Raw genomic sequence first — 24,329 nt, forward strand, 5'->3', positions numbered from 1 at the left:
CTCAAACCTTAAACAACCAACAGGCCGCGTGATGGCCGGGGGCGATCTCCTGCATCGCAGGCACTTCGCGGCGACATACCGGCATCACGTGCGGGCATCGGCTGCAAAACTTACATCCGGGGAGCACCGAGGTTGGGCCGGGGATCTCCCCGCGCAACGTCGCCTGCTCCAGGTTACGAATCCGTGGATCGGGCTGCGGCACCGAGGCCAGCAGCGCCCGGGTATAGGGGTGCGCCGGATGTTGATACAACGCGTTCGCGGGTGCCACCTCCACCAGCTTGCCGAGATACATCACCCCGATGCGGGTCGAGATATGCCGCACCATCGACAGGTCGTGGGCGATAAACAGGTAGGTCAGCCCCAGCTCCTGCTGCAGATCCTGCAAAATGTTCACCACCTGGGCCTGCACGGAAACATCTAGCGCCGACAGCGGCTCATCGCACAGCACAAACTCCGGGCGCACCGACAGGGCGCGGGCGATGCTGATCCGCTGGCGCTGGCCGCCGCTGAACTCGTGCGGGAAACGCTGCAAATGTTCCTGCTTGAGCCCCACTTTATAGAGCAGGGTTTCGGTACGCTCCCGCTGCTCCTCCCGGCTGTAGCCGTGGATCTGCATCGGCTCCGCCACCAGCTGCTGCACCGTCATCCCCGGGTTCAGCGAGGAGTACGGATCCTGGAAGATCGCCTGCATCCGCTTGCGCAGCGGCTTGAGCTGCTTTTCGCTGGCCCTGGCAATCTCCTGCCCGGCAAAGTGGATCTCGCCGGAGGTGATATCAAACAGCCGCAGAATGGCGCGCCCGAGGGTCGATTTACCGCAGCCGGACTCCCCCACCAGGCCAAAGGTCTCGCCCGGCTGGATGTCAAAACTGACGCCATCCACCGCTTTCACCGCCCCCCCTTTGCGCAGCAGACCGCCGTTGAGGGTGAAGTGTTTATGCAGATCCCGCACGCTTACCAGCGGGGCGTGTTGTTCACTCATGGCTGAACCTCCTTATCGGCCAGCAGCCAGCAGGCGGCGCGATGCCCCGGATCGGGGCGATAAAACGGGGGCTGACGCTCGCACTGGGGCATCCGCTTCGGACAGCGTTCGGCAAACGGGCAGCCGGGGGGTGGATCCAGCAGCCCCGGCGGCGACCCTTCAATGGGCGACAGGCGATGGCTGGTCTGCTCCGGGTGCGGCAGCGATGCCAGCAGCCCCTGGGTATAGGGATGCGCCGGGCGATAAAAGATATCCTCCACGCTGCCCTCCTCCATCACCAGCCCGCCGTACATCACCACTACGCGGCTGCACACCTGCGCCACCACGCCCAGATCGTGGGTGATCAGCAGGATAGCGGTGTGGGTTTTCTGCTGCAGGCTCTTCAGCAGACGCAGGATCTGCGCCTGAATAGTGACATCCAGCGCGGTGGTAGGCTCATCGGCGATCAGCAGTTGCGGATCGCACGAGAGCGCGATAGCGATCATCACCCGCTGGCGCATGCCGCCGCTGAACTCGTGGGGATATTGTCCGTAGCGGCGCTCCGCTTCGGCGATGCCCACCTGCTCCAGCATGGCGATACTCGCCGCCTTCGCCGCTCTCTTATTTAAGCCTTTATTGCGCATCAGGATCTCGGACATCTGCCTGCCGATGGTCACCACCGGGTTAAGGGCGGTCATCGGATCCTGGAAAATCATCGCGATCTGGTTCCCAAGGATCGCACGCATCTGCTCCGGGGTTTTCTGCGCCAGATCGTCATTGTTAAAGCGGATCTGCCCGCCGGTAATGCGCCCGTTGCTGCCCAGAAGCTGAATGATCGACTTGCAGGTGACGCTTTTACCGCAGCCGGATTCGCCCACAATGCCCACCAGCTCGCCCGGCTTCACGTGGAAGCTCACCCCGCGCACCGCGTGGACATCGCCATCGCGGGTGCGGAAGGTGGTTTGCAGGTTATCGAGTTCGAGTAAGTTACTCATCACGGTTCGCTCCCGGCTCAAAGGCGGTGCGGAACACGTCGCCCAACACGTTAAAGCTGAACACCGTCAGCAGGATCAGAATGCCCGGGAACATCGCCAGCCAGGAGGCCTCGCCGATATACGACTGGGCGTTGTTAAGCATGCTGCCCCAGGACGCGGCAGGCGCCTGCACGCCGAGCCCGAGAAAGCTGAGGGTCGACTCCATCAGAATTGCCGAGGCGATATTCAGCGTAGCGGCGACGATAATGGTCGGCAGCACGCCGGGGATGATGTGGCGCAGGATGATCCGCAGCGGGTGTTCCCCCGAGGCGCGGGCGTAGAGCACATACTCGCGCTCCTTAACCGACAGGGTTTCGGCCCGCACCAGCCGGGACATGTTCATCCACGTCAGCAGGCTGATGATCATGATGATGTTATCCACGCCGGGCTTCAGGTAGGCGTTGAGCACCAGCAGCAGAAAGAAGGCCGGGATCGCCATCAGGATATCCACCGCGCGCATCATCAGGTTATCCAGCCAGCCGCCGAAATAGCCGCTCAGGGTACCAACAAGCGTGCCGATCAGGGTGGAGAAGACCATCGCCAGACAGCCCACCATCAGCGAAATCTGCCCGCCGTAGAGGGCGCGGGTGAAGTAATCGCGTCCGTACTCGTCGGTGCCGAACCAGTGGGCACCATCCGGTGGCAGCGTTCGTGCGCCGAGCGCCATCTGGTCCGGATCGTAAGGACTTAAGCCCGCACAGAGCGCGGCGACGATAAAAATAAAGAGTACAAACAGAGAGAACTGCGCCGGACGATTGCGGCGCAGCTGGTGTCGAACCTGTTGCCAGCGTCTGCTCATCCGGGGTTACCTCAGGGTGCGAATACGTGGATCGGCGAAGCGATAGAGCACATCGGCGATCAGGTTACCGACGATCAGCATCAGCGACGACAGCATGATGATGGCCATGATCAGCGGGTAGTCGAGGGAGGTGATCGACTGGATCCCCAGCAGCCCCATGCCCGGCCACGAGAAGACGCTTTCGGTGACGTAGGCTCCCACCACCAGCTCGCCAAACGACAGGCCGAACAGGGTGATCACCGGCAGCAGCACGTTTTTCAGCACGTGGCGGAACAGGATGCTGGTGCGCGTGGCCCCATAGGCCAGCTGGGTCTGCACGTAGTCGGCGGAGAGCTGGGAGATGGTGTTGGAGCGGATGTAGCGCACGTAGCTGGAGAGGTTATAGAAGGTGAGCGCAATGCACGGCAGCACGCCGTGGCGCACCACGTCCAGCCAGTTATCCTCCATGCCGATGGTGCGCATTCCCATGCTGGGGAACCAGTTGAGCTGCACGGCAAAGACGGTAATCAGCAGAATGCCAAACCAGAAGATCGGCACCGAGATACCAATATAGGCGAACAGGTTCAGAACATGATCCAGCCAGCGGTGCTTAAAGGCGCCTGCCAGCAGACCCAGCGGAATAGCGAGGATTATCGCCATCAGCAGCGAGGCCCCCATCAGCCCAAGGGTCGCCGGAATACGCTCGGCAATCATCGTCAGCACCGGGCGGTGGTAGATCAGCGAATAGCCGAGATCGCCCTGCAGAATGTTTTTCAGCCACAGAAAATATTGCGTCACCAGCGGCTTATCCAGCCCCAGACTCTGGCGGATTCGCTCGATATCTTCGGGTGCCATGCGCGGTGTGATATAGGCCGCTACCGGATCGCCGGGGGCGAGCTTGACCAGCAGGAACGCCACCAGCGAGATAAAGAACAGCATCGGCACAAGTTGCAGCAACCGACGCGTGAGTAATGTGTTCACGACATGCCCTTACAACGACTTACCCAACAAAAAGCCCCGATCTTCCGACCGGGGCAACAGCTTATTTTTGATAGATTTTCGACAGATCCTGGAACATATACACCGGCTTCGGCTCCGCCTCTTTGGTGCCGCCGAAGCGTTTATCCACCGCGACGGTGGCGTTGGTGTAGGCGATCGGGTAGTAGGTCATGTCGTTGGCCACGGTCTGCTGGATCTGCTTGTAGATCGCCGCCCGTTTGCCAGCGTCGGTTTCCACCGCCCCTTTATCCCACAGGGCATCGAACTGCGGGTTCTTGTAGTGGGCGTAGTTGTAGGCTTCGTTGCTCATAAACAGCGATTTGTAGCCATCCGGCTCGGCACCCATGATGTAGCCGCCAAGATTCAGCTCCCAGGCGGTGTTGTTCATATCCAGGCTGCGCTGGGACATGGCGTTGGAGTCCAGCGGCATCAGCTCGACGTTAACCCCAATCCCCTTCAGCGCCTGCTGAATGTAGAGCGCCTGGCTCTCCTGGGTTTTGTTGGTGTTCACATAGGCCAGACGCAGCTTGAGGTTCTCCGGCGCGCCGGAGGCTTTCAGCAGATCTTTGGCTTTTTGCTGGTCGAATTTGTACTGCTCGACGTCGTCAGTCTGGTAGAGCGTATCCGGGGTCAGGAACGAGGTGGCCGGTTTAGCGTAGTCCAGCGAGGTGAACGCGGTCTGGGTCAGCTCATCTTTATTGATGGCGTAAGCGATGGCCTGGCGCAGCTCCTTGCTCTTCATCACCGGTACGTTCTGGTTGAAGGTCATATAGGCCAGACGCCCTTCCGGGTAGACCACGAAGTCAAACTTGCCGGTGTTCTTCAGGCGCGACACGTCCTGCGGATCGACCATCTTGAGGTTGATCTCGCCGTTCTGCAGGGCGAGGTTGGCGGAGTTGCTGTCTTTGGCGAAACGATAGGTCACGGAGTCGAGCTTCGCTTTACCGTTCCAGTAATCGTCGAAGCGGGTCAGGGCGTAGTACTGCCCGGCGCGGTACTCTTTAAATTTGAACGGACCGGAACCGACCGGCGCATCGTTTTTGGTGCTCTTTTCCAGATCCGCTTCATTAGCAAACACGTGCTGCGGGATCGGGTAGATCTGCACCAGGGTGCCGGTAAAGGCGGCGCTCACCTGCGGCAGGGTGAATTTCACGGTGCGATCGTCCACCTTGCTCACCGCCACCGGCTTGCCGCCGAAGGTGAACATGCTGCGGAAGAAGCTATGCTGCTTCTCTTCCAGCAGCTTATTAAAGGTGAATACCACGTCGTCGGCGGTCAGCGGCTGGCCGTCCTGCCACTTCAGATTCGGTTTTAAGGTCAGGGTATAGCTGAGGTTATCGGCGGATGGCGTCAGGCTTTCGGCGAGACCCCATTCGATTTTGCCATCGTTAAAGCTGTAGAGCGGGGAGTACAGCGCCTGCATGATCGTCAGGGTGGTGCGGTCGCTGGCATACAGCGGGTTCACCGCTAACGGGTCGCCGGAGGTGATGCCGATAATCAGGGAACCGCCCTCTTTCGGCGCATCGCTTTTGGCGGCTGGCGCCGACGCGGTCTCTTTATTTTTGGCATCATCACAGCCTGCGGCGACCAGCGCCAGGGCGACCAGAACAGCAGATACTAATGGCTTACGCATATCTCACTAACTCCTTGCCTTGAAAGTTTTTTTAACTGCTCATTTTTATTTTTCACAGATATCTGTTTGCGCATCATATTCAGCTTCCGCCGCTTTCGCATTAACAATGAAAATGCGATTTTCGATTAAGCTTATGCGGAATTTATATATATAAGCGCCAGAAGGAATAGTGCATATGCTTATGCGCTCAGTTCGTTAAACCGTTCACGGAATGTCACGAATTATAACTTTTGAGTTATTATAACATATAGGTTATGATGACGTTTTCACCAGGGGCTTGATCATGTATGAATTGATTTTTCACCCTGAGGCTGAAAGCGAAATTTATGATCTCGAACCTGTAATGCAGGCAAAAGCTCTTAAAGGACTTGAGAAGCTTGAAGCTAAAGGACACGAGCTACGATACCCCGATACGGACACCATTGGTGGTGGATTGTTTGAGTTGCGGGTTGGCAGAAAAGATCTGACCAGAACGTTTTTTGCATACGCGAAGGGACGTAAGATCTATATTTTAAGAACGTTTATAAAGAAAACCCCTAAGACCCCGAAAGCTGAAATAGCCCTGGCTAAGTCAAGATGGGAGGATATGAAAGATGGCGATTAAAGGTACCAGGTTTGCAGATGTTAAGGCGAAAGCGCTCGCTAATCCTGAGGTTAAAAAAGCCTATGACGAGGAAACCCAGGAAGAAGAACTCCGTGCGGTTTTGATCGAAATGAAGTCTAAATCAGGGCTGACCAGTACAGAGATTGCAGCGCGTATGGGTGTCAGCCAACCCGCCGTGAGCCGCCTGGAGCGAAATGTTTCAAGCGCAAGTCTTTCAACCCTGCTTCGATACGCAGAAGCTTGTGGAATGCATCTAAAACTGTCGCTTGGTTAGATATTGAGCGCATAACCTTATGCGCTCAGTTCGTTAAACCCTTCACGGAACTCCTGCTAAACTGCCTCAACACATCCGCAAAAAGGCAGGTCAACATGTCCGACAATAACTACCAGCCAGCGAAAGTCTGGGAATGGAAGCAGAACCCCAACGGCGGCGCGTTCGCCAGCATCAACCGCCCCATCTCGGGCGCCACGCATGACAAAGAGCTGCCGGTCGGTTCGCATCCGCTGCAGCTTTACTCCCTGGGCACGCCGAACGGCCAGAAGGTAACCATTCTGCTGGAAGAGCTGCTGGCGGCGGGCGTCACCGGCGCAGAATACGACGCATGGCTGATCCGTATCGGCGAGGGGGATCAGTTCTCCAGCGGGTTTGTTGACGTGAACCCGAACTCCAAAATCCCGGCCCTGCGCGACCACTCCACCACGCCGCCGACCCGCGTGTTTGAGTCCGGCAATATCCTGCTTTATCTGGCGGAGAAATTCGGTCACTTCCTGCCAAAAGATCCGGCTGGACGGGTTGAAACCCTGAACTGGCTGTTCTGGCTGCAGGGCTCCGCCCCGTTCCTCGGCGGCGGTTTCGGCCACTTCTACCACTATGCGCCGGTGAAAATTGAGTATGCGATTGACCGCTTCACCATGGAAGCCAAACGCCTGTTCGACGTGCTGGATAAACAGCTGGCGCGCGGTCGTTACGTGGCCGGCGAGGAGTACACCATCGCCGATATCGCCATCTGGCCGTGGTTTGGCAGCGTGGCGCTGGGACAGGTCTACGGCGCGGCCGAATTCCTGGATGCAGAGAGCTACAAGAACGTTCAGCGCTGGGCGAAAGATATCGCCAGCCGTCCGGCGGTGAAACGCGGGCGTATCGTCAACCGCACCAACGGGGAGCTGAACGAGCAGCTGCACGAGCGCCACTCGGCGAGCGATTTTGAGACCAGTACCGAGGATAAACGTCAGGGTTAAGATGTTTGCAAATGCCCGGTGGCGCTTCGCTTACCGGGCCTACGAGTCAGGTTTTGTAGGCCGGGTAAGCGCAGCGCCACCCGGCAGAATTACCCACCGAACCCCGCCTGATGCAGTATCGCTTTTGACTCATCCGACTGTAAAAAACCCGCCAGCCCCTGCCCCTGCGGCGTTATCACTGCGCACGCATACTCCGCACGCGTATTAAAGAGGGCCGGGATGTCGAGGACCGTCAGCCCTGCGACCTTCCGCAATGCTGCCGCGTAGCTGGCGTAGCCGATAAATATCTCCGCCTGCCCGCCCAGGATAATCCACTCTGCCGCCAGCCTGCCCGCCGGAACAGGTGTCGAGTCTCGTCCCCCCACCAGCGCCCTCGCCCTTCGCCTTACCGCCTCGCCCGCGTCACCCATCCGGGTAAAGAGCGTCTGGGTGTAATCCCCGGAGGGATCGGCTCCCGCCGTCGAGGTGGCAATACGCAGGTCATCCCGGGATAACACCGAGCGCCAGTCATCGCTGTCGCGCAGCACATCGCTACGCACGGTCAGGCAGAGCATATTGCTGGCAAACGGCACCACGGACTGCGCCAACCCGGCCGCCAGCAGCGCCTGCGGGTGGGCCAGATTGGCCGAGGCAAAGAGATCGCAGGCCTCGCCTGCTTCTATACGCTCCCGTAACAGCCCGGCCGGGCCGAACTGCGTTTCCACCGGTTGCGGGAAGTGCGCCATTAGCTGCGGCCATACCATCCGCAGGCTGCCCGCCGCCAGGACCCGCATCAGTCGATCCCCTGATAACTGGTGCGATAGAAACGCTGATACCAGTCGTTGGCGACCTTGCGCATATCCACGTCCTTAAATTTCTCCGGGTAGAGCTTTTTCGCCATCCACAGCTCGCCAATGCCCATCGCCTCCGGCATCGGATAGCCCCAGGCTTTGGCGTAGTCCGGCATCAGGTAGACGCGCTGATTTTTCACCGCGTCGATGGTCCGCCATTGGGCACCGGTTTTGATCTCATTGACCACCGAAGGGTAGCGGTCCTGAACGAAGATCACCTGCGGATTCCAGGCGATCACCTGCTCCATCGCCACGGTTTTGAATCCCCGAATGGTCGCCGCCGCCACGTTAACCGCCCCCGCGTGGGCCATCATCAGCCCGGTGTATTTCCCGGAGCCGTAGGTGGTGAGTTCCGGGTTAGCCATGTACGCGCGAACGCGTTTTTCCGCCGGGATATCTTTCAGGCGGTCGCTGACCATGTCGCGGCCTTTGTCCGTGGCCTCGAGCAGCGCTTTCGCTTCCGGTTGTTTATTGACGATCTCGCCGATCAGGGTGATCCCTTCGCGCAGCCCCAGATCGTACGCCTGCTCTTCGTCGGCCATCGTCGGGTTCATCTTCGCTTTTTCACCCGCGGCATCGTGACGCAGGGAGATGGCAACCACCGGAATGCCAAGGCTGCTGATCTTGTCGATCATCTCCTGCGGCGCGTAGTTGGTGACAAACACCACGTCCGGCTTCAGGGCCACCAGCTTTTCCGGGTCGACGTGGGTGAGATCCCCAAGCGCCGCTTTCTGGCTCAGCTCCGGGGCCAGACGGGCGTACCCCTCGCCCAGCTGCTGTTTCCAGTTCGCCATCACGCCGACGATTTTGTCGGTGGCGTTCATTTGCACCAGCAAGTTCAGGGTCTGATGCTGGAGCACCACTACCCTGGAGACGGCGTCCGGGACGGTCACCTGACGGCCAATCTGGTCGGTAATCAGGCGGGAAGCCCGGGAAGAGAGAGGGAGTAAAGCCACTGCACACAGGGTTAATGCTTGCCAGAATCGTTGTTTCATCATGTCCTCACATTCGTTATATATATTATTATACAGCGATGAGGTTATGACGTCGCGCCTCCTTTAGGGGTAAAAATCCTTAACGCAAATCCTCCTCTTTTTTCAACATCATATTTACAAGCGCCGGGTAAATGGCAAGAATCGTTCTTATTTCCTGAAGAATCCGGGTATGTCAGAAAAGGCGCTGAAACAGCAGATTCAGAATCTCAAAAAGCATAATGCCCGGCTTGCCAGGCTGGCGCGTGACGCCCGCAACAAGCTCAGTGCTGCGCTCGACGGAACCGGTCTCTGTTTATGGCAGCTCGACGTCCCTACCGGGAAGCTGATCATCTATAACCGCCGCTGGGGTTCGATGCTGGGCTATCAGCCCAAGGAGCTGAACGCGCAGTTTGAGATCTGGCGTGAGCATCTGCATCCGGATGACAGGCAGAACGTGCTGGATGCGTTCTACGATCACCTGCACGGCAAAACCCCCTTCTATGAAGCGCTGCACCGCATGCAGCACAAAAACGGCACCGTCACCTGGGTGCTGGACCGGGGTCGGGTCACCGACCGGGATGAACACGGCAACCCCCTGAAGGTGACCGGCACCCATATCGACATGACCAAAGAGAAGCAGTACGAGGAGCAGCTGGCCCAGCTGGCGAATCACGATCCGCTTACCGGCCTTGCCAACCGCCACGCCCTGATCAAGCACTTCGCCCAGCTCAAAGCCCAGGGGCCGCTCTGCATCGCCTTTATCGATCTGGATGACTTTAAAACGGTTAACGACACCTTTGGGCACCGCAGCGGCGACGAGCTGCTGATCCAGCTTAGCCAGCGTCTGCGCGAGGCCTGCCCGCCGGGGGCGGTTGTCGGGCGTCTGGGGGGTGATGAGTTTGTGCTCCTGCTGCCCTTCCCGCTCAGCAGTTTGCTGGTGAACAGCACCGCCCACAGCTGCCTGAAGGCGGCGCTGACCCCATTCGAGCTGGATAACGGCCAGGCGCAGGTCGGCGCCTCGGTAGGTATTGACGACGTGCAGGAGGAGGATGATTTCGTCAATGCCCTGCGCCGCGCCGACCGATCGATGTATCAGATTAAGCACACCGGCAAGAACGGCGTGGCGATCGGCCAGACGCTGCTCTCCATCACCCGCAGCGGAACAGACGCATGAAAAGCACCCGCCATCAGGATCTCCTTCGCCTGCTGGCGGCCTCCGACTGGCTGTCGACAGAGGCGCTGGCCGCCGGGCTTGGGGTGAGTAAAGAGACGATTCGCCGCGATCTGAACCAGCTCCAGCAGCAGGGGAAGATCGTACGGCATCACGGGCGGGCGCGGGCGATCCACCCGGATCACCGCGACGGCGGCGAGCCCTTCGGCGCGCGGCTGAAGAGCCACTGCGCCGATAAAGCCGATATCGCCCGTCACGCGCTGGACTGGGTCAGCGAAGGGATGACCCTGGCGCTGGATGCCAGCTCCACCTGCTTTCACCTCGCACGACAGCTGCCAGATATCGCCCTGACGGTGTTCACCAACAGCCTGCCCATCTGCCATGAAATGGCGAAGCGCGAGCGCATCACCCTGATCTGCTCGGGCGGAACGCTGGAGCGCAAATACCGTTGCTATGTCAATCCGGCGCTGGTCACGCAGCTGAAATCCCTGGAGATCGACCTGTTTATCTTCTCCTGTGAAGGGGTGGATGAGCAGGGTGTGATGTGGGATCCCACCCCGCACAGCGCCGGGTTTAAGTCGCAGCTGCTGAGCCGCGCCAGCCAGTCGCTGCTGCTGATCGACAAAAGCAAGTTCCGGCGCTCCAGCGAAGTGAAAATTGGTCACCTGTCGCAGGTGACGCAGTTGATCAGCGACGCACAGCTCGCCCGGCGTTAGCCCGCCAGACGGAACTTCTGCACCGAGCGTTGCAGCTCTTCGGTCTGGCGCTCCAGCGCGGAAGCCGCCGCCGACACCTGCTCCACCAGCGAGGCGTTCTGCTGGGTCACGCCGTCCATCTGGGTGATTGCCACCCCAACCTGCGAAATGCCCTTGCTCTGCTCTTCCGAGGCGCTGGCAATCTGCTTCATGATGGTGGTGACGCCGGTGATGTCGCGCAGCACCGCTTCCATGGTGGTGCCGGTATCATTCACCAGCTTTGCCCCCTCCTCCACACGGGAGACGGAGTCGGCGATCAGCCCTTCGATCTCTTTTGCCGCGTTGGCGCTGCGGCTGGCGAGATTACGCACCTCTCCGGCCACCACCGCAAAACCACGCCCCTGCTCACCGGCCCGCGCCGCTTCTACCGCCGCGTTGAGGGCCAGAATGTTAGTCTGGAAGGCGATGCTGTTAATAACGCTGGTGATCTCGGCAATCTTCTTCGAGCTCACAGAGATGCCGGTCATGGTGTGGACCACGTTGTCCACCAGCGCGCCGCCGCGACTGGCGCTGGCCGAGGCCACGTCCGCCAGCTCGCTGGCCTGACGGGCGTTGTCCGCGTTGAGCTTCACCGTGGCGGTGAGCTGCTCCATGCTGGCGGCGGTCTCTTCCAGCGCCGCCGCCTGTTCCTCGGTACGGGAGGAGAGATCGTTGTTACCGCTGGAGATCTCCGTCGCCCCGCGCCAGATGTTCTCGCTGCCGTTACGGATGGTGCTTACCGCGTCGCGCAGGCTGTCCTGCATCGCCGTCAGCAGCGGCACCAGCTGGCCCACGCAGTTACGACCAAAAGGCACGATCGGCTGGCTGAGATCGCCCTGCGCAATCTGGCGGAAATGGTGGCGAAGCTGCTCAAGGGGTTTCACCAGCATGGCGACCAGGTAGCGGTCGGCGAACAGCAGGATCAGCAGGCCGACGATCGTCGCGGTAATGATCACCGTGCGGGTGACGCTGGTGAAGCCGTCCACCGTAACGCGGGTCCGGTCGAGGATGGTATCGGCGGCCTTATTGAACTGCCCGGCGCTCTCGCCAAAGGCGCGGCTTAGCGCTGGGGTTACGTTGTTCGCCTGCTGGCGATAGCCTTCGATGTTGCCCTGCTCTGCCAGCTGCATCTGCGGTTTGACGCCGTTATCCAGCAGCGCCTGCCAGCTGGCGATCACCCGGGAGGAGATCTCTGCATCCATTGGCCCCGGCGACATGGCTTTCAGCTCATCGAGCCTGTTGCTCATGGTCTGTAGCGCCTGCTGCACGGAGGTGAGATCCGCCGTACCGCCCGCCGCCTGCGTCTCTATCGCCCGGCTCAGCCGGGTGACAAAACGGAAGTACTGATCGTTGCCCTGACTGAGCACCGTCATCTGTTTGACCAGCTGGCGATCGACCTCGTTGCCATCCGCCACGCGGGAGAGCGCCCAGGAGCCATACAGCCCCACGCCCGCCCACATTAAACAGAAAATACCCAGAATCGTCAGCATGACGAAGCGGATCGTGAAATTACGAAATACGCGCATAACTCTTTCCTTGCCTGAGGGAGATGTCGCCCGGAGGCGAGTAATATCCTCGTTATCGGCAACAAAATGCGAAGCAATACCTTTTCTTGTTTAATTTTATAAAACTTTTCATTTCGGTTTACCGGGCCGGAAAAGGATAATCACGCCCGGGCAAATACCCCTTCAAATAACGTGATATTAGATTTCATACAGCTTACAAATGTAAATCAGGCTCTCCGTTCATTACCCACATAACCCTGAAGGATTAGTCCTCGATTCTTGTTTGATGCACAATTTTCCTTCCTCCTGCCAAAAAAACTTATTTTTTGTACGTTAATAAAACTGCAACATTCACAAGCCGAATATATTTTAAATAATTAATCATTTAATTTTATAAAACTGTTTACTTAATGACTTGATATCATTTCAAATTTCATTACATCCTTTTCACCCCAGAAAGTTCTTAATTACGCATATGTGGTTTAAAAAGAGTGCACTTTGATCCGCTTATAAGAGATGAACAAATGCGTATTTCTATGAAAAAAACTCTGTTATCACAGTGTGTGTTACTGTCGCTTGCCTCGTTTGCTGCTCAGGCAGGCGAGACCCCTGCTACACCTTGCCAGAATGGCGACACCACCCAGACCTGCGGCCTGAAAGAATATAAAGATGGTAATTTCTATCAGGACCCGGGCGTCACTGATGCCGTTATGGCGAATGAAACGGCAACCAATATTTATATGGATGGCCACCGTGAAGCCGGAGATACGCAGACCTTAACGGTGACAGGCACTGACATGTCAGGTCATTATATTCAGGGAAGCAATGGCGGCACCGTGAATATTAACGTCACCAATAATGCCAAAGTGGATATGATCGAAGCAGGTGCTGCATTAAAGACCACTAATACCACGATCAATGTCAACGACTCCACCCTGAACGGCCAGAACAGCGACGGGACGTATGAGCGAGACAAAGATTATATGATGGGCGCCGCCATTTATCTCGATCCGCTCGATGCGGGATACCACAATGTGGATATCAGCAACGGTAGCGCACTGCATGGCAGTATTATCAGCGCTGGCCAGGGCTCCCAAACCATCGCCATGAGCGACAGCATCATGGATAATGGCGGCATCTACGTCGGCAGTGACAAATCAGACACTTCCCTTACCCTGACTAACGCCACCGTGGACGCAACGAACAGTCAGGTGGCGCAAAAGCTCGATACCATCGTAGAAACACTGAGCCAGTACCAGCCCTTCCAGAATATCAACGTTGATGCCTTTGGCGACCTGGCAGTGGCAATGTACGGTACTACTCAGGATACGCTGGCACTGAATAACAGTACCGTAACCGGTGACATCGGCATCATTAACGAAAAAGGCCAGACCAATCTGTCGTTCACTAATAACAGCGTCGTGAACGGCAATGTTACGCTGGACGGGAACTCCACCAATACCCTGCTGGTGGATAACAGCACCATTAATGGCGACCTGAACACCAGCCAGAATAGCGGCGATACCACCATCACCCTGCAAAACGGTGCTAACGTTGACGGCAATATTACGACCGGCGCAGGAAATGACACCGTGGTCCTGGTGAATGATTCACACGTCACCGGCAATGTCACCGGCGGGGATGGCGACGATACCCTGTCGATGGATGCCGGTAGCTCTATTTCCGGGCAAATTAATCAGTTTGAAACGGTGAATACCACCAGCGACAACAGCATCACTCTCGACAACATTAACGATTCAACCACATGGAGTCTGCAAAACGGCTCCACCCTGACCGCCGACACGACGGGTAGCAATGCCGAAGTGAACATGAGCACCGATAGCCGGGTTAACTTCGGCCAGATCACCGGCTCCCGTAACGCTGTAGTGGTAAATAACATCACCTCTTCGGCGATCAATCAGCAAAATATCGTGCTGGGAACCTTTACCACCACGACGGCAACCACCACGCCGCAAACGGCCGCCAATGCAACCTTCAGCAACGGTCAACAGCAGGTTGAAAACCGCAGCGCCGCTTACAACTACAACAATGACCTGAGCATTGTGGCCGCTGATTCTGCGCCGCAGGGCATGCTCACCGCTGACAGTAGCCAGAACTGGAATATTGTCTTTAGTAGCTCACGCGGCGCCCTGGCCAGCGATGTCCAGGGGTTAGTCGCCGGGCTCGATGCGGCCGAACAGGCGGGCCATCAGGTCACCGATGACATCGCCAGCCATCTGGATCGCCTGCACTTTGCTGGCCTGACGGGTGAACAGCAGGAAGGGGCCCAGCTGTGGGGAGATTTCCTCTATCAGAACGGTAACTTCAGCAACGATGTGGATTACAAGAGCATCACCCAGGGCGCGCAGGGCGGCGTTGACTGGACGGCATACCTCGCTAACGGGGACAGCGTCACCGGAGGCGTGGCGCTGGCCTGGACCCGCAGCCGCGTTGAAGATACTGCCAACGGCCCGGACAGCTTCAAGGACACCGTCTATGGTAACTACTACAGCCTCTACGGCGGCTGGCAGCAGGCCTTGAATGGTCGTCAGTGGGGACTGTTCGCCGATGCCAGCTTCAGCTATGGCGATATGCGCTATTCCCTCTCTGCGCAGAACGTCACCGGCGACACCAGCGGAATGACCGAAGCGCTGCACGGCTCCACCGATGGTAGCCTGTATATGGCTCAGGCTCGTACCGGGGTGAACGTGCTGTTGCCAGGCGAAACCGTGCTGCAACCGTATGCCATCCTCGGCTGGGATCAGACCAAAGCTAACGGCTTCTCCGACAGAGAAGTGACCTTTGCCGACAGCCAGGTCTCTTCCTGGAACGGCGGCGCGGGTCTGCGTCTGACCACCACCCTGACCGATCTGAACAAAAACGTGCAGATCATGCCTTGGGTGGATGCCCGAGTGCAGAAAGAGTTCAGCGATGATACCGATATCCAGGCCGCGGATTATCACAATACCCAAGGCCATAACAACAGTATGGGAATGTTTGGGGCGGGCGTGAATGCCACTATCGCACACAACTTCTCGTTGAATACCGGCATTTACTATGGCACGGGCGATGTTGATAACGACGCCAGCGTTCAGGCAGGTATGAGCTACAGCTTCTGATGACCACGCATACCCGGTAGCCGGAGGCTGCCGGGTATTTTCACGCGGGTTAACTCAAATACTTTTCAAACCATCCCAACGTCCGTTTCCAGGCTAACTCTGCGGCAGGCTCGTCGTAGCGCGGAGTGGAGTCATTGTGGAAGCCGTGATTCACCCCGGGATAGATGTACGCCTCATACACTTTACCGTTCGCTTTCAGCGCGGCCTCATAAGCCGGCCAGCCTTCATTCACATTTTTGTCGAGCTCGGCGTAGTGCAGCAGCAACGGCGCCTTAATTTTGGCGACATCCGCCGCAGGTGCCTGTCGGCCATAGAACGGCACGGCGCAGGCCAGTTCCGGCCAGGCCACCGCTGCGGCATTAGAGACCCCGCCGCCGTAGCAGAAGCCGGTGATCCCCACCTTACCGGTGGCGTCCGGGTGTTTTTGCATAAACCCGACCGCGGCAAAGAAGTCGTTCATCAGCTTCGTCGGGTCGACCTTCTGTTGCAGGATCTTCCCCTCTTCGTCGTTACCGGGGTAACCGCCCACCGAGCTTAAGCCATCCGGCGCCAGGGCGATGTAGCCCGCTTTTGCCACCCGGCGGGCCACGTCCTCGATGTACGGATTAAGGCCGCGGTTTTCATGGACCACCACCACCGCCGGGACTTTGCCCGTGGCTTTAGCCGGTTTCACCAGATAGCCGCGCACCTGGCCATGCCCGTCCGGTGAGGGATAAGTGATGTACTCCGGCAGAATATCGGGATCGGTGAATTTTACCTGCTCTGCGAGGGCGTAATTGGGCTTGAGCATATTAAACAGCGCCAGCGCCGTGACGCCGCCAACCGTATAGCGGGCCGCCAGATTGAGGAACTCACGTTTGTTGATTTTGCCGTGAGCGTAATAATCGTAGTAGTCGAGCAATTCCTGAGGAAAGTCTTTGGCGGTCATACGCGTCATCGCATATCTCCATGAATTGTGAACGAACTAAGGATAGAATAGAAACGCTGTTTCGAAAATCAATCACTAAGAAAGGAGACATCATGCCCTGGAACGCCTCCCCTGACCGCTACGAGACGATGCAGTACCGCTACTGCGGTAAAAGCGGCCTGCGCTTACCCGCCCTGTCACTCGGCCTGTGGCACAGCTTCGGCCACGTCCACGCCCTCGACTCACAGCGCGCCCTGCTGCGAAAAGCCTTCGATTGCGGCATCACCCACTTTGATCTCGCCAATAACTATGGCCCACCGCCGGGCAGCGCGGAGGAAAATTTTGGCCGCCTGCTGCGCGACGATTTCGCGGCCTATCGCGACGAGCTGATTATCTCCACCAAAGCGGGCTACGACATGTGGCCTGGCCCGTACGGTGCGGGCGGTTCACGCAAGTACCTGCTCGCCAGCCTCGATCAGAGCCTGAAGCGGATGGGGCTGGAGTACGTGGATATCTTCTATTCACACCGGGTAGATGAAAACACCCCAATGGAGGAGACCGCCTCTGCGCTGGCGCAGGCGGTGCAGAGCGGCAAAGCGCTCTACGTCGGTATTTCATCCTATTCGCCGGAGCGGACGCAGAAAATGGCGGAGCTGCTGCGCGAGTGGAAGATCCCGCTGCTTATCCATCAGCCTTCCTACAACCTGCTTAACCGCTGGGTGGACAAGAGCGGCCTGCTGGACACCCTGGCCGCCAACGGTACGGGCTGCATCGCCTTTACGCCGCTGGCCCAGGGGCTGCTGACCGGAAAATATCTGAACGGCATTCCCGACGGCTCCCGCATGCAGCGCGAGGGCAAAAAGGTGCGCGGCCTGACGGAAAACATGCTCACCGAAGCCAACCTGAACAGCCTGCGTTTGCTGAACGAGATGGCCCAGGCGCGCGGGCAGACGATGGCGCAGATGGCGCTGAGCTGGCTGCTGAAGGATGAACGCGTGACGTCGGTGCTGATTGGTGCCAGCCGGACGGAGCAGCTGGAGGAGAACGTGCAGGCGCTGAATAATCTGCACTTTAGCGAAGAAGAGCTGCAGCGGATTGACCAGCACGTGGCCGACGGGCAGCTGAATTTGTGGCAGGCGTCGTCGGATAAGTAAGTTTTTTCCTCTCTCCCCGATGGGGAGAGAGGCCCGTAGGCCTGATAAGCGCAGCGCCATCAGGCGTTTTTAACTTATTTGCGGCTCAGCTTATCCAGATACCCCATCACAAACGCCGACAGCACAAAGGTCAGGTGAATAATCACGTACCACATCAGCTTGTTGTCCGGGATATTTTTGGCATCCATAAACACCCGCAGCAGGTGAATGGAAGAGATTGCCACAATCGACGCCGCCACTTTGTTTTTCAGCGACGAGGCATCCATTTTACCCAGCCAGCTCAGCTTCTCTTTATCCGAGGAGATATCCAGCTGCGAGACGAAATTCTCATAACCCGAGAACATCACCATCACCAGCAGGCCACCCACCAGGGTCATATCCACCAGCGACAGCAACAGCAGGATCAGATCGGATTCTGCGATGCTGAAAATATGCGGCAGGACATGAAAAATTTCCTGGAAGAATTTAATACAGAGGGCCACCAGCGCCAGCGAGAGGCCAAAATAGACCGGGGCTAACAGCCAGCGGGAGGCATACATTGCGTTTTCAAAAAAGCGTTCCATAAAGTCCTGTCTGCAAACGAAACCAGCGCGCAGTATATCGCAAGGGTCCAAACTGTTTGCAACAACTAAACAAAGACCCTATACCTGATCGGGCTTTATTACCGGGCGCTGATATTCCGGCCACACCAGCACCACCAGCGACGGATAGGCCTCAAGGCTGAATTCGCGAAAACACTGGCGCAGGTTCATTACCTCCAGATCCGAGTGCGACACTTTTTCACCGTTCAGGCAGCGCTTCTTGATATTGTCGTAATATTTATACACCGCAGAGTTAAGATCGCTGCAACGACGCTGAGCTTCAAACAGGTCAGGAATGCTATTTATTTCCACCATATTCATTCGTTTAATTGTGGCATGGAGGAAATCAATATATTCATGATTAACGCGCCAGTACCAGACTGGCGTAATCGCATTCATTAACACTGAAAAATGGTCTTCGCCCTCTTCTTTTGACAACCGCTCCGGCGGGGCCGGGACATGCGCGCTCTCTGCATCGCTGCTTTTATTGAACTCGCGCATCAATAAAAGAACCACGGCAGTAAGCAATAACAAAGTAATGACAGTATAAAAAATGCTGTTCATATAGGCAGGCTCCATTTTTTTTGATTTTAAATTTGCCTCATGTTATTGTCAACGAATCTCACACTCCAGACAACCCTACCCCGTTGAAATTAAAGGAAATATAAAATGTTGCCCGACAATCTGGTCCCGGCCAAGTTTCACATTTCTTCCGTGGAACCGAAACCGCCAGAAGCAGAAAGCAATGCCAATTTCACTAAGGGGAAAAGAACACTCGCTGATTACGCGCCGGATATATTAATTGGTGTTACCCGTACCGGTAACTCCCGCAATATGTTGCTCGAAGAGCACGATCGGCATATTAAAGACCGGTTATTTCGCGTCATTAAAATCGAGGTGTTTGCCCGCCTGTTGAATGATTTGCAGGCGGAGGGGGAAATAGACGCGCAGGCACTAAGTCAAATATTGGCGGAAAAAACCGATGAGATTAACGAGGCCGGTAATGAAATCTGGTTGAACCTAATTACCTGCGAGAAAAATACGCCCGTATTTTATAAGCTAGAGGATGAATAACGTGAAGGATGTTGATAACAACAACGTTTATTTAGCTTTAGATGACAAAAAAAGCGATGAATTTATCTTAGAGCAAAACCTTACCGCGCTAAAAGAGATTAAAAACGCGGAAATACAACGTATTGCAAAAGATTTGCTCTCCATTCCGGCCGGTCTGGTACGCCTGAAATGGCAGAATCGCCGGGAAATTTATCCGTTGCAGGTAAAAGAAGAGATCTACGGCGCGGCAATAAACGTCATCATGGAACAGCGTCCCGACTTAAAAGAGAAAATACTGGCGCGGCTGGAAACCAATTATCAATATTTGCTGGCACGCGAAACCGCGACCCTGCGCGTCACACGCAAGCTGGCCGATGAAGGCTATCGCACCTCCAGCGTGACGACCGTGGCGTTGAATGAAGACGTGCTGGCCGCCAAAGCTGACGTTCCCCCGCAAAAGCCGTAATCCTCGACAAACCTGCCGCACCGCCTGTTTCCGCTCCGCCCGATTCATTTAAGGATTATCCTGAATGATCCTCACAGCCCAGTTGATTCTCCTAAACTTAAGGTCTGATTAACCCCTCAAGGAGAACCTCAATGGCAAATTCTCAGAGCAAAATTCAGGATCCGACCACCCAGTACTACACCGGTGAGTATCCGCAGCAGAAACAGCCTGCGCCCGGCGTACAGAGCAAAATGGACCCGGTGCCGGATTGCGGCGAAAAAACCTATAAAGGCAGCGGCAGACTACAGGATCGTAAGGCACTGGTGACAGGGGGCGACTCCGGGATTGGGCGCGCTGCCGCCATCGCTTACGCGCGTGAAGGCGCAGACGTTGCCATCAACTACCTGCCCGCCGAGGAAGAGGACGCTCAACAGGTTAAGAAGCTTATTGAAGAGGCCGGACGCAAGGCGGTGCTTATTCCTGGCGATCTGAGTGATGAAAAATTTGCCCGCTCGCTGGTGCATAAAGCCCATCAGGAACTAGGCGGACTGGACGTGCTGGCGCTGGTGGCCGGTAAGCAGGTGGCGGTGGAGAAGATTGCCGATCTGACCACCGAGCAGTTTAAGCAGACCTATGCCGTGAACGTGCTGGCACTGTTCTGGATAACCCAGGAGGCGCTGCCGCTGCTGCCTGCCGGGTCGAGCATCATCACCACCTCGTCGATTCAGGCCTATCAGCCGAGCCCGCACCTGCTGGACTACGCCTCAACCAAAGCGGCGATCCTCAACTTCAGCCGCGGGCTGGCAAAACAGGTGGCGGAGACCGGCGTGCGCGTCAACGTGGTGGCCCCGGGGCCTATCTGGACGGCGCTGCAAATCTCCGGCGGCCAGACCCAGGAGAAGATCCCGCAGTTTGGTCAGCAGACCCCGATGAAGCGCGCAGGGCAGCCTGCGGAGCTGGCGCCGGTGTACGTCTATCTGGCGAGTCAGGAATCAAGCTACGTGACGGCAGAAGTGCACGGCGTGTGCGGTGGGGAACATCTGGGATAGTTGTTCGTTGCCGGGTGGCGGCTTCGCCTTACCCGGCCTACTTTTCTGCGGCCTGATGCCCTCACCCTGACCCTCTCCTTTGGTCCGAGGGAACAAACATTAAAAAAGGCAACTTACGTTGCCTTTTTGCTTTTATTTCGCCACTGTCTTCTCTTCGCCGACTAAACCTATCTTCAGGTAACCCGCCTGGTGCAGCGTGTCCATTACCTTCATCATGGTTTCGTAGTCGACCGTTTTATCGGCACGGAAGAAGACCGTCGTGTCTTTCTTGCCTTCGGTCAGGGCGTTCAGCGCCGGGATCACCGACTCATCAGTCACCGGATCGTTACCCAGGAACATGGATTTATCGGCTTTAACGGACAGATAAATCGGTTTTTCCGGGCGCGGCTGCGGCTGACTGGATGACGCAGGCAGATTCACCTTCACGTCTACGGTCGCCAGCGGCGCCGCAACCATGAAGATAATCAGCAGAACCAGCATGACGTCGATAAACGGCGTCACGTTGATTTCGTGCATTTCGCCGTTATCGTCCAGATTTTCATTAAGACGCATTGCCATGGCGAATCAACCTACGTGAAATTTCTGAGCAGAACGGACCGGCTTCGCAGCGCTGGCGCTGAGATCCAGATCGCGGCTTTGCAGCAGCAGAACCTGAGCGGCAACGTCGCCGAGGGTCGCTTTGTAGCTGCCAATCATACGGGCGAAGATGTTATAGATAACCACCGCCGGGATGGCCGCAACCAGACCAATGGCCGTCGCCAGCAGCGCTTCGGCGATGCCGGGTGCCACAACCGCGAGGTTGGTGGTTTGCGTCTGGGCAATACCGATGAAGCTGTTCATGATGCCCCAGACGGTACCGAACAGACCGACGAACGGTGAAATAGCACCGATGGTCGCCAGGTAGCCGTTGCCGCGTCCCATATGACGGCCAATAGCCGCAACGCGACGCTCCAGGCGGAAGCCGGTACGCTCTTTAATACCTTCGTTGTCTTCACTGCCTGCGGAAAGTTCCAGCTCGTTCTGTGCTTCGTTGATTAACTGGGTGGTCAGGCTCTTCGCCTGGAAGGAAGAAGCCATGTCGCTCGCCTGATTCAGGGTGCGGGCTTCGGCCAGCTGCTGCTGCTCGCGCTTAAGACGACGCTTATGCGAAATAAGCTCAGTGCTCTTACTAAAGAAAATAGCCCAGGTGACGACAGACGCCAGAATCAGGCCGATCATGACAATCTTCACCACGATGTCGGCATGATGATACATGCCCAAGACGGAGAGATCCGTCTGCATCAAATTATTACCCACTCGGTATCTCCAGGACACAAATCACAAAATCTGAGCATAATAATATCAAAACAGCGTCGAATTGATAGTAGTTCTCATTAGTATTTACATAGTGCCGTAAATTCGTTTCATTTTCCTTGCGCTTACGCAGGAAAAATTTCCCGGAAACAAATTTTAAAAAATTTTCCGCTGAACCAGTGAGCGTTGACGTGACCATTTTTACTTTCGTGATAGTGTGGACGTCCAGACGTATAAAAACAGGTTGCGCAGACATGAAAGAGAAGCATCTTGATACTACCCTCGTCCAGGCGGGACGCAGTAAGAAATATACCCTTGGCTCGGTGAACAGCGTCATCCAGCGCGCCTCGTCGCTGGTGTTTGATACCGTCGAAGCGAAAAAACACGCCACCCGCAACCGGGCCAACGGCGAGCTGTTTTACGGACGTCGCGGGACGCTAACCCATTTCTCGTTACAGGAAGCGATGTGCGAGCTGGAAGGCGGCGCGGGCTGCGCGCTGTTCCCCTGCGGCGCGGCGGCGGTAGCGAATACCATTCTGGCGTTTGTCGAACAGGGCGACCATATCCTGATGACCAACACCGCCTACGAGCCAAGCCAGGACTTCTGCACCAAAATCCTCAGCAAGCTGGGCGTCACCACCGGCTGGTTCGACCCGCAGATTGGCGCCGGGATCGCCGAACTGATCCAGCCTAATACCCGAATTGTGTTCCTGGAATCTCCGGGCTCCATCACTATGGAAGTGCATGACGTGCCTGCCATCGTAGAGGCGGTGCGCAGCAAAGCGCCGGACGCCATCATCATGATCGATAACACCTGGGCGGCGGGCGTGCTGTTTAAGGCGCTCGATTTTGGTATCGATATTTCTATTCAGGCAGCAACCAAATATCTGATTGGCCACTCTGACGGCATGATCGGCACTGCGGTCTCTAATGCCCGCTGCTGGGAGCAATTGCGTGAGAATGCCTATCTGATGGGCCAGATGGTGGATGCCGATACCGCCTACATGACCAGCCGCGGCCTGCGTACCCTTAGCGTGCGCCTGCGTCAGCATCATGAAAGCAGCCTGCAGGTTGCCCGCTGGCTGGCGCAGCATCCGCAGGTGGCGCGCGTTAACCATCCGGCGCTGCCGGGCAGCATCGGGCATGAATTCTGGCAACGTGACTTTACGGGCAGCAGCGGTCTGTTCTCGTTTGTGCTCAATAAGCGCCTGAGCAACGACGAACTCTCCGCGTATCTGGACAACTTCTCGCTGTTCAGCATGGCCTATTCGTGGGGCGGCTTTGAATCGCTGATTTTACCCAACCAGCCAGAGCAGATTGCGGCCCTGCGTCCGGGTGGTGAAGTGGACTTTACCGGCACCCTGATCCGCCTGCATATCGGCCTGGAAAACGTCGACGATTTAATCGCCGATCTGGAAGCCGGGTTTGCGCGAATCGAATAGCGCAGGGCGATAAAAACACTCCGCGGACACTTTTCTCCACAATCCCTGCAGAAAAGTCTGATTTGTTGCGCCTGCGATCAAAGCCCGCAGGCGAAATAGGGAGTACAATAGCCTTATAAATGCTGTTCCACAGGAAAGCCCATGGCTGTTATTCAAGATATTATCGCTGCACTCTGGCAACACGATTTTGCAGCACTGGCGGACCCGCACGTGGTTGGGATTGTCTATTTCGTCATGTTCGCCACGCTGTTTCTGGAAAATGGGTTACTGCCCGCCTCCTTTTTACCGGGCGACAGCCTGCTGCTGCTGGCAGGCGCGTTAATCGGTAAAGGGGTCATGGACTTCACTCCCACCATGGTGATCCTCACCTCGGCCGCCAGCCTGGGCTGCTGGCTCAGCTATCTGCAGGGCCGCTGGCTCGGCAATACGCGGGTGGTGAAAAGCTGGCTGGCGCAGCTGCCGCATAAATACCACCAGCGGGCGACCTGCATGTTCGATCGCCACGGCCTGCTGGCACTGCTGGCCGGGCGTTTCCTGGCGTTTGTCCGCACCTTGCTGCCTACCATGGCGGGCATTTCCGGGCTCTCTAACCGCCGCTTCCAGTTCTTTAACTGGTTGAGCGCGCTGCTGTGGGTCGGCGTAGTGACCACGCTCGGCTACGCGTTAAATATGATCCCCTTTGTGAAACATCATGAAGATCAGGTCATGACCTTCCTGATGATCCTGCCGATTTTCCTGCTGGTCGCGGGCCTGGTGGGGACGATTGTGGTGGTGATCCGCAAGAAGTACTGCAGCGCCTGAGAAAATCCCCTCACCCTGACCCTCTC

Annotated in this window: 25 protein-coding genes; 12 read left to right on the top strand and 13 right to left on the bottom strand. The window is 56.9% G+C overall.

Going from position 1 to position 24,329, the window contains the following annotated elements:
• Position 1: 1 nt before the first annotated feature.
• From ACOYA6_RS17605 to ACOYA6_RS17625, 5 genes are all read right to left on the bottom strand, one after another.
• Positions 2 to 979, bottom strand: a complete 978-nt coding sequence (locus ACOYA6_RS17605) for an ABC transporter ATP-binding protein (protein ID WP_422655120.1) — start codon at positions 977 to 979, stop codon at positions 2 to 4.
• On the bottom strand, positions 976 to 1,953 hold the full coding sequence (locus ACOYA6_RS17610; RefSeq protein ID WP_422655121.1) for an ABC transporter ATP-binding protein: 978 nt from the start codon (positions 1,951 to 1,953) through the stop codon (positions 976 to 978). The genes ACOYA6_RS17605 and ACOYA6_RS17610 overlap by 4 nt, the downstream gene beginning before the upstream one ends.
• Entirely contained in the window at positions 1,946 to 2,791 is an 846-nt protein-coding gene (locus ACOYA6_RS17615) for an ABC transporter permease (protein ID WP_039031818.1), read from the bottom strand. The genes ACOYA6_RS17610 and ACOYA6_RS17615 overlap by 8 nt, the downstream gene beginning before the upstream one ends.
• A gap of 6 nt (positions 2,792 to 2,797) precedes the next feature.
• On the bottom strand, positions 2,798 to 3,751 hold the full coding sequence (locus tag ACOYA6_RS17620; RefSeq protein ID WP_039031817.1) for an ABC transporter permease: 954 nt from the start codon (positions 3,749 to 3,751) through the stop codon (positions 2,798 to 2,800).
• A gap of 61 nt (positions 3,752 to 3,812) precedes the next feature.
• Positions 3,813 to 5,402: an ABC transporter substrate-binding protein gene (locus tag ACOYA6_RS17625; RefSeq protein WP_039031816.1), complete on the bottom strand. Its 1,590-nt coding sequence runs from the start codon at positions 5,400 to 5,402 to the stop codon at positions 3,813 to 3,815.
• Positions 5,403 to 5,685: 283 nt separating this feature from the next.
• Here ACOYA6_RS17625 and ACOYA6_RS17630 point away from each other — a divergent pair, with 283 nt between their 5' ends.
• From ACOYA6_RS17630 to yghU, 3 genes are all read left to right on the top strand, one after another.
• Positions 5,686 to 6,006 carry a type II toxin-antitoxin system RelE/ParE family toxin gene (locus tag ACOYA6_RS17630; protein ID WP_422655122.1) on the top strand — a complete coding sequence of 107 codons (321 nt, stop codon included), beginning with the start codon at positions 5,686 to 5,688 and terminating at the stop codon, positions 6,004 to 6,006.
• Complete coding sequence (locus tag ACOYA6_RS17635) at positions 5,996 to 6,280, top strand: helix-turn-helix domain-containing protein (protein ID WP_039031814.1); 285 nt, start codon at positions 5,996 to 5,998, stop codon at positions 6,278 to 6,280. The genes ACOYA6_RS17630 and ACOYA6_RS17635 overlap by 11 nt, the downstream gene beginning before the upstream one ends.
• 95 nt (positions 6,281 to 6,375) lie before the next feature.
• The gene (gene yghU / locus ACOYA6_RS17640) at positions 6,376 to 7,245 is read left to right on the top strand and encodes a glutathione-dependent disulfide-bond oxidoreductase (RefSeq protein WP_039031813.1); all 870 of its coding nucleotides are present in this window, start codon (positions 6,376 to 6,378) and stop codon (positions 7,243 to 7,245) included.
• A gap of 89 nt (positions 7,246 to 7,334) precedes the next feature.
• On the opposite strand, the gene ACOYA6_RS17645 is transcribed toward yghU, so the two are convergent.
• Positions 7,335 to 8,018: a molybdate ABC transporter substrate-binding protein gene (locus tag ACOYA6_RS17645; RefSeq protein WP_422655123.1), complete on the bottom strand. Its 684-nt coding sequence runs from the start codon at positions 8,016 to 8,018 to the stop codon at positions 7,335 to 7,337.
• A complete protein-coding gene (locus tag ACOYA6_RS17650) occupies positions 8,018 to 9,070 on the bottom strand; it encodes an ABC transporter substrate-binding protein (RefSeq protein WP_422655207.1) in 1,053 nt (350 codons plus the stop codon). The genes ACOYA6_RS17645 and ACOYA6_RS17650 overlap by 1 nt, the downstream gene beginning before the upstream one ends.
• A 169-nt stretch (positions 9,071 to 9,239) precedes the next feature.
• Here ACOYA6_RS17650 and ACOYA6_RS17655 point away from each other — a divergent pair, with 169 nt between their 5' ends.
• Together ACOYA6_RS17655 and fucR are read left to right on the top strand one after the other, a co-directional pair.
• Positions 9,240 to 10,223 carry a sensor domain-containing diguanylate cyclase gene (locus ACOYA6_RS17655; RefSeq protein WP_039031811.1) on the top strand — a complete coding sequence of 328 codons (984 nt, stop codon included), beginning with the start codon at positions 9,240 to 9,242 and terminating at the stop codon, positions 10,221 to 10,223.
• Positions 10,220 to 10,936 carry an L-fucose operon activator gene (fucR, locus tag ACOYA6_RS17660; RefSeq protein WP_422655124.1) on the top strand — a complete coding sequence of 239 codons (717 nt, stop codon included), beginning with the start codon at positions 10,220 to 10,222 and terminating at the stop codon, positions 10,934 to 10,936. Before ACOYA6_RS17655 ends, fucR begins: the two co-directional genes overlap by 4 nt.
• Here fucR and ACOYA6_RS17665 read toward each other — a convergent pair.
• On the bottom strand, positions 10,933 to 12,480 hold the full coding sequence (locus ACOYA6_RS17665) for a methyl-accepting chemotaxis protein (protein WP_422655125.1): 1,548 nt from the start codon (positions 12,478 to 12,480) through the stop codon (positions 10,933 to 10,935). The genes fucR and ACOYA6_RS17665 overlap by 4 nt on opposite strands.
• Before the next feature lie 515 nt (positions 12,481 to 12,995).
• Between ACOYA6_RS17665 and ACOYA6_RS17675 the strand changes: the two genes are divergently transcribed.
• On the top strand, positions 12,996 to 15,578 hold the full coding sequence (locus tag ACOYA6_RS17675) for an autotransporter domain-containing protein (protein WP_422655126.1): 2,583 nt from the start codon (positions 12,996 to 12,998) through the stop codon (positions 15,576 to 15,578).
• A 49-nt stretch (positions 15,579 to 15,627) separates the two neighbouring features.
• On the opposite strand, the gene yghX is transcribed toward ACOYA6_RS17675, so the two are convergent.
• Positions 15,628 to 16,515 carry a YghX family hydrolase gene (gene yghX, locus ACOYA6_RS17680; RefSeq protein WP_422655127.1) on the bottom strand — a complete coding sequence of 296 codons (888 nt, stop codon included), beginning with the start codon at positions 16,513 to 16,515 and terminating at the stop codon, positions 15,628 to 15,630.
• 83 nt (positions 16,516 to 16,598) lie between these two features.
• Here yghX and ACOYA6_RS17685 point away from each other — a divergent pair, with 83 nt between their 5' ends.
• Positions 16,599 to 17,639: an aldo/keto reductase gene (locus tag ACOYA6_RS17685; RefSeq protein WP_139563611.1), complete on the top strand. Its 1,041-nt coding sequence runs from the start codon at positions 16,599 to 16,601 to the stop codon at positions 17,637 to 17,639.
• Positions 17,640 to 17,713: 74 nt separating this feature from the next.
• Here the strand turns inward: ACOYA6_RS17685 and ACOYA6_RS17690 are convergent, their stop codons facing one another.
• Positions 17,714 to 18,202 (bottom strand): TIGR00645 family protein, encoded by a 489-nt coding sequence (locus ACOYA6_RS17690; RefSeq protein ID WP_039031805.1) that lies wholly within the window; start codon positions 18,200 to 18,202, stop codon positions 17,714 to 17,716.
• 78 nt (positions 18,203 to 18,280) lie between these two features.
• The gene (locus ACOYA6_RS17695) at positions 18,281 to 18,784 is read right to left on the bottom strand and encodes an ESA_00282 family adhesion-associated protein (RefSeq protein WP_039031804.1); all 504 of its coding nucleotides are present in this window, start codon (positions 18,782 to 18,784) and stop codon (positions 18,281 to 18,283) included.
• 105 nt (positions 18,785 to 18,889) lie between these two features.
• Between ACOYA6_RS17695 and ACOYA6_RS17700 the strand changes: the two genes are divergently transcribed.
• The 3 genes from ACOYA6_RS17700 to ACOYA6_RS17710 all read left to right on the top strand — a co-directional run bounded on the left by ACOYA6_RS17700 (position 18,890) and on the right by ACOYA6_RS17710 (position 20,767).
• Positions 18,890 to 19,294 carry a hypothetical protein gene (locus ACOYA6_RS17700; RefSeq protein WP_039031803.1) on the top strand — a complete coding sequence of 135 codons (405 nt, stop codon included), beginning with the start codon at positions 18,890 to 18,892 and terminating at the stop codon, positions 19,292 to 19,294.
• The gene (locus tag ACOYA6_RS17705; protein WP_138370220.1) at positions 19,287 to 19,739 is read left to right on the top strand and encodes a cytoplasmic protein; all 453 of its coding nucleotides are present in this window, start codon (positions 19,287 to 19,289) and stop codon (positions 19,737 to 19,739) included. Before ACOYA6_RS17700 ends, ACOYA6_RS17705 begins: the two co-directional genes overlap by 8 nt.
• Before the next feature lie 131 nt (positions 19,740 to 19,870).
• The gene (locus ACOYA6_RS17710) at positions 19,871 to 20,767 is read left to right on the top strand and encodes an SDR family oxidoreductase (protein WP_422655128.1); all 897 of its coding nucleotides are present in this window, start codon (positions 19,871 to 19,873) and stop codon (positions 20,765 to 20,767) included.
• A 132-nt stretch (positions 20,768 to 20,899) separates the two neighbouring features.
• Here ACOYA6_RS17710 and exbD read toward each other — a convergent pair whose 3' ends face one another.
• Together exbD and exbB are read right to left on the bottom strand one after the other, a co-directional pair.
• Positions 20,900 to 21,325 (bottom strand): TonB system transport protein ExbD, encoded by a 426-nt coding sequence (exbD, locus tag ACOYA6_RS17715; protein ID WP_039031800.1) that lies wholly within the window; start codon positions 21,323 to 21,325, stop codon positions 20,900 to 20,902.
• 6 nt (positions 21,326 to 21,331) lie between these two features.
• Positions 21,332 to 22,063 carry a tol-pal system-associated acyl-CoA thioesterase gene (exbB, locus tag ACOYA6_RS17720; protein ID WP_422655129.1) on the bottom strand — a complete coding sequence of 244 codons (732 nt, stop codon included), beginning with the start codon at positions 22,061 to 22,063 and terminating at the stop codon, positions 21,332 to 21,334.
• A 251-nt stretch (positions 22,064 to 22,314) separates the two neighbouring features.
• On the opposite strand from exbB, the gene metC reads away from it, so the two are divergent.
• Together metC and yghB are read left to right on the top strand one after the other, a co-directional pair.
• Positions 22,315 to 23,502 (top strand): cystathionine beta-lyase, encoded by a 1,188-nt coding sequence (gene metC, locus ACOYA6_RS17725; protein WP_039031798.1) that lies wholly within the window; start codon positions 22,315 to 22,317, stop codon positions 23,500 to 23,502.
• Positions 23,503 to 23,643: 141 nt separating this feature from the next.
• Entirely contained in the window at positions 23,644 to 24,303 is a 660-nt protein-coding gene (gene yghB, locus ACOYA6_RS17730) for a DedA family general envelope maintenance protein YghB (protein WP_039031797.1), read from the top strand.
• Positions 24,304 to 24,329 lie beyond the last annotated feature (26 nt).

Origin of the sequence: Leclercia barmai, from assembly GCF_049312895.1 — a bacterium.
GTDB lineage: Bacteria > Pseudomonadota > Gammaproteobacteria > Enterobacterales > Enterobacteriaceae > Enterobacter > Enterobacter barmai.